The following is a 2,466-nucleotide window of genomic DNA, read 5'->3' as shown; positions in this document are numbered from 1 at the left end:
CAGCTCCCCCCTTTCATCGCGCGCATGTTCACTGAATCGATCGCACACCGGCTCCAGTCCAGGTCACCGCACCTGCCCAGTTCGTCCAGGACCAGACGGTGGAGTCTGGCCCAGACCCGGGCCTTGCTCCACTCGGTGAACCTCCGGTGGGCCGTTGGCCCCGAAGGCCCGAAAGACGGGGGCAGCTGCCGCCACGTGCAGCCTGACGTGGCAACGAAGATGATCGCCGCTAGGGACCTCACGGTCCCCGTACCGTCGTCTGCCACCGCCCTGCGGCCGAGACGGAGTCGGCGGCACCACCCGCTCAAACAGGCCCCACAACTCGTCCGGCACCAGCCGCTCAATGATCCCCACGACACCAGACTATCGAACATCCCAAATGAGACGACCTCTAAAGAGCGTGGACCATCCTCCGAGCTGTATTGCCCCGTCGATCGCCCAGGCGGTGGAGCGGCAGTCGCATGAACGCGGGCACTCAGCCTCTGGGTATTCCCGGAGCCGGTGGCCAACGACCAGTCGACCCCTATCGTCCACTGCGCCAAAGGATGTATAGGGGGGTCGTCCGCGCGCACGACGCCCCTGACTGGTGGTCGGGCGAGCCTGGAAAGCACACGGGGTTGTCGATAGGAGTCGGCCCTACCGTCACCAGGAGCGCTATGACCGGGCTACACATACGACAACCCGCACCCTCACCCGCGCCCACGGCTGCCGGGGCCATGGGCCGCGCGTTGGCTGGCGGCCTGATCATGGCGGTGGCGCTCGGTGTCGGCAACGGCCTCGGACCCGTATTGGCGGACGCTGCCGGAGCCAGTGGCTTGGCCGCCCGGCTGATCGCTGCGGCCCTCGTCACCGTCGTGGCCGTGCCGTTCGTCCTGCGTTTGTCACACCCTCGGACGGTCGGCTTCGGCAGTCCGGGCGCGAGCCTACGGGCATTCCTCACCGGCGTTGGGGTGACGGCCGCGATAGCGGCGCTGGTCCTGGGCGCGGGCACGGCCGTGGGGTTACTCGTCTGGCAGCAGCTGGACTTCGTCACCCTGGTTGACTTTCTCGTCACCAACGCCGTCGTCGCGTTCCTGCTTGAAGCCTTGCCCGAGGAGACGACGCTGCGCGGCTACACGTGGACATCGCTGCGCAGACGGTTCGGGCCCGCACTGGCGGCGCTCGGCACCACGGCGGTCTTCCTGCTCGTACCGGGCACCTCGACGCTGGTGACGGTTGGCATCGCCCGGCTGGCCGGTGATGAGCCGGGCCACATGGGCATCGCCCCGAAGGGGCAACACCCGGTCGACTACCTCATCCTCCTGACGGTCTTCAGCCTGACCCTGATCGCCGCCCGTGCGGCCGTGGGTCACGCCCCGCTGTGGGCGGCGATCGGCACGCACCTGACCGTCCTGACCGTGAACCGCATAGTGCTGCAGGGCGAGGACCGCGACGCGGGCGTGACGGTGGAGCAGGCGCCCGGTGACGCGGTGTTGCTCGTACCGTTGTACCTGGTGGTCGTCGCGATCGCATTCCTGGCGTGCCGCCGGGTCACGCGTCGGCACACGCCCGGCGAGAAGTAGGCGGTCACCGTCACCGGCCTGCTCGATGCCGGGTTCCTGGTCCGCGCAGAGGACGGCCGGGCACTGTCAAGTTGAGTGAGTGGTCTCCGGGCTGGGATGGTGGCCGGGCTTGTTGATCGTTCGGGAGGAGCTGGTGGTGGAGGGCGCCGGGGACGGGCCGTCGTACAAGGGGTTCCGGTTCCCGGCGGAGGATCTCCCACGCAGTGTGGCTGTACCACCGCTTCCCGCTCTCCTTCCGCGAAGTCGAGGAGCTGCTCCTGGCCCGCGGGATCACCGTCTCCCATGAGGCGATCCGCCGGTGGTGCGACCGGTTCGGCCCCCGGTACGCGGCCGCCCTGCGCCGCCGCCGGCCCCAGGCCGGCGAGAAGTGGCACCTGGACGAGGTGTTCCTGAAGATCAACGGGGTGCGGCACTACCTGTGGCGGGCCGTGGACCAGGACGGCACTGTCCTCGACGGGCCTTGACCCCGGAGTTTGAACACGTCTATGCGGCTCGGGTCAGGGTAGTTGATGTTGTGTGGAAGGCGTCCTCGTAGGCAAGCGGGGATCGCTGGCCGAGGCGGGAGTGTCGGCGTCGGGTGTTGTATCGATGGAGCCGGCGGAAGGCGTCGAGTCGGGCTTCGCGCTCGTTTGACCAGCCTTTTCGTCCTTTCAGCGTCTCTCTTTTGAAGGTTGCGTTGAACGATTCCGCAGCGGCGTTGTCCGCGCTGCTACCGATCGCGCGAACGTGGTTTATCAGTGTGGTCGGGATGACGTCGGGGGGTTGCGGGAGTGCGTGGCTGTGTTGCCCTGGGTGTTGTGGGGTTTGTGAGGGTGTGGAGGGTGGTCGCATCCGGTGGGGATGCGCCACCCTCTGGGGCGCCGCGCTGGAACGCGGTGATGCCCGGTCCCTGTTTCATGGTGCA

Annotated in this window: 1 protein-coding gene and 3 pseudogenes; 2 read left to right on the top strand and 2 right to left on the bottom strand. The window is 68.0% G+C overall.

Annotation, left to right across the window (positions count from 1 at the left end):
• Positions 1–354, bottom strand: a pseudogene (locus IEZ15_RS43680) (transposase); the annotation flags it as partial.
• A gap of 302 nt (positions 355–656) precedes the next feature.
• On the opposite strand from IEZ15_RS43680, the gene IEZ15_RS43675 reads away from it, so the two are divergent.
• A complete protein-coding gene (locus IEZ15_RS43675) occupies positions 657–1,562 on the top strand; it encodes a CPBP family glutamic-type intramembrane protease (RefSeq protein ID WP_229846599.1) in 906 nt (301 codons plus the stop codon).
• A 136-nt stretch (positions 1,563–1,698) separates the two neighbouring features.
• Positions 1,699–2,017, top strand: a pseudogene (locus IEZ15_RS43670) (IS6 family transposase); the annotation flags it as partial.
• Between the two features lie 28 nt (positions 2,018–2,045).
• Here IEZ15_RS43670 and IEZ15_RS43665 read toward each other — a convergent pair.
• Positions 2,046–2,282, bottom strand: a pseudogene (locus IEZ15_RS43665) (integrase core domain-containing protein); the annotation flags it as partial.
• Between the last annotated feature and the right edge of the window lie 184 nt (positions 2,283–2,466).

Source organism: Streptomyces atratus, from assembly GCF_014648655.1.
Taxonomy (GTDB): Bacteria; Actinomycetota; Actinomycetes; order Streptomycetales; family Streptomycetaceae; genus Streptomyces; species Streptomyces atratus.
This window is presented reverse-complemented; position numbering and strand designations above follow the sequence as displayed.

Excerpts from the sequence above, each read along its gene's own strand:
- IEZ15_RS43675 (WP_229846599.1), top strand. The coding sequence starts at position 657 with ATGACCGGGCTACACATACGACAACCCGCACCCTCACCCGCGCCCACG.